This is a genomic window from Mycobacterium sp. TH-M82, from assembly GCF_057473605.1.
In genome coordinates, this window is record NZ_JBYCKY010000077.1 from 1 (window position 1) to 5,729 (window position 5,729).

Sequence of the window (5,729 nt, forward strand, 5' to 3'; positions counted from 1 at the left end):
AATCCTTGCCTTCCTCAGCGACTGACTCGCCAGCGACCCCAACCGCCTCGACGCGTCCCTCCACGAGCTCCTCGACACCCCCGAGCTAGTCAGCCCAGAAACCGATTCACCGACATGCTCCTGGGTGACAATCCGGCCCGGCGATAGCCCCCCAAGCCCCCCACAGGCAACACAGACATCTGCAGCTTTGACCCCCGACGTTGCATTAGCCGGTTGACAATGGGGTGCGATTTCTCGCAACAGATTCACGCTCGGTGCACAGGGCCAGTCAGTAGGTGTGCTGCGGCCCCTGCGCCTTTGCGTACATCCGCCGGAGCAGGAAATCGCGCGCCCGGCCGTTGTCGATCACCTTGATGCCGGCGTTGGCGATCGCCGGGATGCCGGCCAGTCGGTGAAACACCCGGCCGCGCCGGTACTCGCGGCCCCAGGCTGCCTCCATCCGCTGGGCGTAGTTGCTGAAGTCGTCGGGCCCGGCGTTGGTCAGCGCCGCCACTGCGCATTCCCCGGCGGCCAGCCCGGATTCCAGTGCTTTGGAGATGCCGGCACCCGACGCCGGTTTGCCCGCGCCCAGCGAGTCGCCCGCGAACAGCACACCCGGCCGCCACGGCGGCCACGCGGTGAAGCCCATCGGCAGCCGCCAGGCCCGCACCGTCTTGGACTTTTTCAGCTCGTCGATCGACGGCAATTTCCAGTCACCCGGCAGCGTGCCCAGGAAGTCGCCTAAAAACTGGGTGGCGTTGATGGACTGCCAGTTCTTGTAGCTGTTGACGTAGCCCAGGCCGATGTTGACCCGCCCGCCACCGAGCGGGAAAACCCAGCCGTAGCCGGGTAGTTGGTCGCCGTGAAACGCTAGTTTCAGGTAGATGTCGAGGGAATCGGTGTCCGGTCGGTTGGCGGCCATCTCGGCGCGGATCGCGATGGCCGAGTAGCCGTCGTAGTCCGAGTCCAGCTGCAGCGCCCGCTTGATCGGCGAGTAGGCCCCGTCGGCGGCGATCACCGCGTCCGCGGTGACCGTCTCTCCGCCCTTGAGCGTCACCCCGGCGACGCGGCCCGCGTCGTCGATCACCGGGCCGGCCACCTCGGCGGACTGGCGAACCTCTGCTCCCGCGGACTCGGCATGCTTGAGCAGCAACGTGTCCAGCTCGGGCCGGCGGGCGACGTGGCCGTGGCCGGGCATCCCGGGGCGCCGCGGAAACGACAGCTCCCACGCGCTCGGGCTGAACACCCGCACCCGGTCGACTCGGTGGAATCTGGCGATCTGCTCGGCGAGTCCCATCTTCTGCAGATAGCTGACCGCGCGCGCGGTGAGGCCGTCGCCACACGGTTTGTCGCGGGGGAACTGGGCCTTGTCCAGGACCACTACCCGCGCACCGGTCTGTGCGGCCTGCCATGCGGCCGCCGACCCGGCGGGGCCGCCTCCCACAATCGCCAGATCGAATCGTTGCTTCACCACGTCTCGTCTCGATATTCGCTAGATGTCCAGGGATGGTCGCGGAATATGCGGGCGCCCCCACGATGCTATCGAACCGGCCCCCCCGGAACGGAAGGTCAACGCGGGTTAGCGTGCTTTCTGCGCAGGTCAGCGACGACGAAGCGGTAAAGTGCTTGACATGCGCCGATTAGCCGGAGTAGCCGGAGTAACCAAGGTGGCCAAAGTAGCCAGGCCCAAAGCCGGTGCGGACACCGGGCCGAAGGTCGATGCGCGCAGCGAACGTTGGCGCGAACACCGCAAAAAGGTGCGCAGCGAGATCGTTGGCGCCGCTTTCCGCGCCATCGACCGGCTCGGGCCCGATGTGAGCGTGCGAGAGATCGCCGAAGAGGCCGGCACCGCCAAGCCGAAGATCTACCGGCATTTCGCCGACAAATCCGACCTTTTCCAGGCGATTGGGGAACGGCTGCGTGACGAGCTGTGGGCGGCGATCTTCCCGTCGGTCGACTTCGCCACCGACTCGACCCGCGACGTCATCAGGCGCGCCGTGGAAGAGTATGTCACGCTGATCGACCAGCATCCCAACGTGCTGAGGTGCTTCATCCAGGGCCGCATTCCAGAACAGTCCGAATCAACGGTGCGGACGCTGAACGAGGGCCGGGAGATCACCCTGGCGATCGCCGAGATGTTCAACAACGAGCTGCGCGAGATGCAGCTGGACCGCGCCGCGATCGAGCTGGCGGCTTTCGCCGCGTTCGGGTCGGCGGCCTCGGCTACCGACTGGTGGCTGGGTCCTACCCCGAACAGCCCACGGCGCATGGCGCACGAGGCATTCGTCGCGCACCTGACCACGATCATGATGGGTGTGATCAGCGGCACCGCTGAGCTGTTGGGTATCGAGATCAATCCGGACCGGCCGATCCACGAGGCGGTACCTCGCCAGCAGCCGGTCGCCTGAGGCCTATCGGGCAGCCCTCACGCCGAGTCGGCGCCGCAGTGCAGGGCGGCGGTCGCATCGGATACGACCTCAGCCCAGTCAAATGGTCTGGCTTGGAATTTCGGTGAGGTGTTCGTTGGGATGCTATTCGGCGGGTGTGGGCCGATGTTAACGGTGAGGATCTCGAACCGGGCGGCACTGGCGGTTGCGGCGCTTCGAGTATTCACCGCGGGTTCATGTGGCGCTTCCCACACGTCAACGCCGTGAGCGTAATGATTAGTTGGTGGAATCCAGGACCGCCTACCGAGCGCAACTTGCGAAGCTGGTCGAGCGGCTCGAAACGATGTGCGAGCTGGCCGTGTCTGCCATGGAAAGTGCAACGCAAGCTTTGCTGCAGGGGGATCTGGTTCTGGCCGAGCAGGTCATCACCGATGGTGACGAGATCATCGCGCTGGGTTCGTACGCGGAGGATGATGCCCTCGCGGTGTTGGCATTGCAGGCACCGGTCGCCGGTGATTTGCGGACAGTCGTCAGCGCCATCCAGATGGCCGCTGACATCGGCCGGATGGGAACGTTGGCCCTACACGTTGCCAAGATCGTCCGTCGACGCCATCCTCAGCATGTCTTACCCGAAGAGGTCAACGGATACTTCGCCGAGATGGGCAGAATTGCAGTCGAATTGGGTCATGGTGCGGGGGAGGTTCTCCTGTCGCGCGACCCGAGGAAAGCTGCTGTTATGCGCCAGGAAGACGAGACGATGGACGCCCTGCTCCGGAGCCTGTTCACCGTTCTGATGGATCGCGAATGGAAACACGGAGTGGTCGCCGCCGTTGACGTGACGCTGCTGGGCCGCTTTTATGAGCGCTTCGCCGATCATGCCATCGAAGTTGCTCGTAGGGTCGTCTTCCAAGCGGTCGGCCGGGGCACCGACGGAGAAAGCTGGTGGCCCGCCGTTGGGACGGCGCGCTACGACACGCCTGGGCGCTACGCCGAGGCCGGCGCGTTCACCACATCTGCACGTAGCTGTGACCGGCCCTTCGTCCCATCAAGGAGATGGTGAATAGCCTTCGGTATCGGCCGAGGCCGCCCGTTGTGGCGTGGCAACAGATTCGCCGTCGGGGAGGTCGTGTCCGGCGTCCTGGCCGACCTAGCGGGAGTTTGCGCACGGCGGTGTGGGTGGTAGCAGCGATCACGCCGCCTCCGGCCGTTTCCATCCGGATGCTTCGGTGTCTACCGGAATGCACCTCCGCCTGCCGGTAAATTTCATTGTCGGCTGGGCACTTAGGAATATTTCGCCGCTACTACTGGCAACGCGTGTCTTTGACCGTCGCGAGGCCTCGGATCGTCTTTAATGGATTCGGTGTCGATCGATCAGTGTGCAGCGGCCCCGTCCATCAGCATGGCCCGACGTTGGTTGATGCTAGCGGTAACCCTGGCGATCACCTCGTGTTCGTTTCTGTTCATCAACTGCGGGGTCTTCCTGATCCCGGCGTTGCAGACCGACCGGCACACCTCGCTGGTGGGGGCTGGTCTGTTGTCGGCGATGCCGAGCTTCGGCATGGTGGTCACGCTGGTCGGGTGGGGTTATCTGGTGGACCGTCTTGGTGAGCGGATCGTGCTCACGGCGGGTTCGGCACTGACCGCGGTGGCGGCCTTTGCCGCGGCACCGATGCACTCGCTGATGGCAATGGGGGCATTGCTGTTCCTGGGCGGGATGGCGGCCGCGAGCTGCAACACGGCGGGTGGGCGGCTGGTCTCGGGCTGGTTCTCGTCGCAGCAGCGCGGCCTGGCGATGGGGATCCGCCAGACCGCGCAGCCGCTGGGTGTCGCCATCGGGGCCGTGGCGATGCCGGAGTTGAGCGAAATCGAAAACGGTTTCTTCGCCGCGCTGTTGTATCCGGCGATAGCGTGCGCGGTGGCCGCAGTGGTCGCCGCGATCTTCTTGGCCGACCCGCCGCGGCCGAAACGGACGGCAGCCGCCGAACAACAGCTGGCCAACCCGTATCGCAAGTCAAATCTGCTGCGTCGCGTCCATCTGGTGTCGGCGCTGCTGATGGTGCCGCAGACGATGACCGTCACGTTCATCTTGGCTTGGTTGATCGTCGACCGTCACTGGCCGACGGCTGCGGCCGGTCTTCTCGTGACGATCACTCAGCTGATCGGCGCGCTGGGTCGCATCGCGGCCGGCCGCTGGTCCGATCACGTCGGTTCGCGGTTGCGGCCGAAGCGCGTGATCGCCGCCGCCTGCTTCCTGGCGTTGCTGGTGCTGGCCGTCAACGACCAGCTGGACTCGCCGCTGGCGGTGACCGCCATGGTCGTCGCGTCGGTGATCGCGGTGGGCTACAACGGATTAGCGGCCACCGTCATCACCGAGCACGCCGGGCCGTTCTGGAGCGGGCGTGCGCTCGGCGCCCAGAACACCTTCCAGCGGATGACGGCGGCAGTCGTGCCACCGGTGTTCGGCGCGCTGATCACGGCGGCCGGTTATCCGTTGGCGTTCGCGGTGTGCGCATTGTTCCCGCTGGCGGCGATACCGCTGGTGCCCGGGGAGTCCGAACCGGCCGACTGAGGACGCCTGACGCTACGCGGGTCCGACGGAGGCAGCAGGACGGCGGACCTGGCCGGCTTTGTGGGCGATCACTTCGTCGGAGACGCCACTGTTGATGGTCGGTGTTGAGCCGGACGGCCGGCGATCACATTGCGCGTTGGTGAACGGTGGGCGAATGCTGCCTGGCCTAGATGAACAATCGTGAAATTGACCGCGAAGGTTTGGTGGTTGAGCCTACGAAGTCTGCCCGGCGGCAAGTAATGTCTGACCTAAGGTTGCCGGAGCCGGAAAACTGTTGTGTCTCAACGGGTACCAAATCCCATCCAGGCGTCGGCACTGTGAGCAGATGAGGAGATGAGAGATGTCGAAAGCGGAACCCCCGCCGGTGAAAACACCACGCAACATGCCACTGCGGTGGCGCGGTTTCTCGAGCTTCAGGGTGCCGATGCTGCTCGTGACTCCAGCTTGGGCGGCAGCCCTGCTCGGCTTGGCCGTGCCGGCCCACGCCGAGCCAGCCGATCCGTACACCTACGTTGCCAGCGCGACGGACGATACTTTCCTTCGGGCACTCGATCACCTCGGCATCGAGCACCCGAACGATGCCGAGGCAGTCAACATCGCTAAAGGTGCCTGCGCGCACATCCAGAGTGGCCACAGCGTACGTGAAGCCGTGGACGGGGTGAGAAACTCCTACCCCGGCTTGGCGCTTCTGCAGGGCGCCCACTTCGTGGCGGTCGCACGGGGAGTGTTTTGCCCCGACAGCTCGAGTTACTGACTCCTCCGCGCAGCCACTCGGCTAGCTGGCATTCGACTGG

Annotated in this window: 4 protein-coding genes and 1 pseudogene; 4 read left to right on the plus strand and 1 reads right to left on the minus strand. The window is 65.3% G+C overall.

The window, feature by feature from the left end; translation table 11 throughout:
- Positions 1–268: 268 nt before the first annotated feature.
- Complete coding sequence (locus AC2VON_RS02355) at positions 269–1,450, minus strand: NAD(P)/FAD-dependent oxidoreductase (RefSeq protein WP_486951497.1); 1,182 nt, start codon at positions 1,448–1,450, stop codon at positions 269–271.
- Positions 1,451–1,646: 196 nt separating this feature from the next.
- On the opposite strand from AC2VON_RS02355, the gene AC2VON_RS02360 reads away from it, so the two are divergent.
- The 4 genes and pseudogenes from AC2VON_RS02360 to AC2VON_RS02375 all read left to right on the plus strand — a co-directional run bounded on the left by AC2VON_RS02360 (position 1,647) and on the right by AC2VON_RS02375 (position 5,689).
- On the plus strand, positions 1,647–2,387 hold the full coding sequence (locus tag AC2VON_RS02360; RefSeq protein ID WP_486951500.1) for a TetR/AcrR family transcriptional regulator: 741 nt from the start codon (positions 1,647–1,649) through the stop codon (positions 2,385–2,387).
- Positions 2,388–2,649: 262 nt separating this feature from the next.
- Positions 2,650–3,306: pseudogene (gene phoU / locus AC2VON_RS02365) on the plus strand (phosphate signaling complex protein PhoU); the annotation flags it as partial.
- 477 nt (positions 3,307–3,783) lie between these two features.
- On the plus strand, positions 3,784–4,935 hold the full coding sequence (locus AC2VON_RS02370) for an MFS transporter (RefSeq protein ID WP_486951498.1): 1,152 nt from the start codon (positions 3,784–3,786) through the stop codon (positions 4,933–4,935).
- 340 nt (positions 4,936–5,275) lie between these two features.
- Entirely contained in the window at positions 5,276–5,689 is a 414-nt protein-coding gene (locus AC2VON_RS02375; protein ID WP_486951499.1) for a DUF732 domain-containing protein, read from the plus strand.
- Positions 5,690–5,729: the final 40 nt, after the last annotated feature.

Bases quoted from the DNA above. Each gene is read 5' to 3' on its own strand.
- AC2VON_RS02370 (WP_486951498.1), top strand. From the start codon at position 3,784: ATGCTAGCGGTAACCCTGGCGATCACCTCGTGTTCGTTTCTGTTCATC.
- AC2VON_RS02375 (WP_486951499.1), top strand. From the start codon at position 5,276: ATGTCGAAAGCGGAACCCCCGCCGGTGAAAACACCACGCAACATGCCA.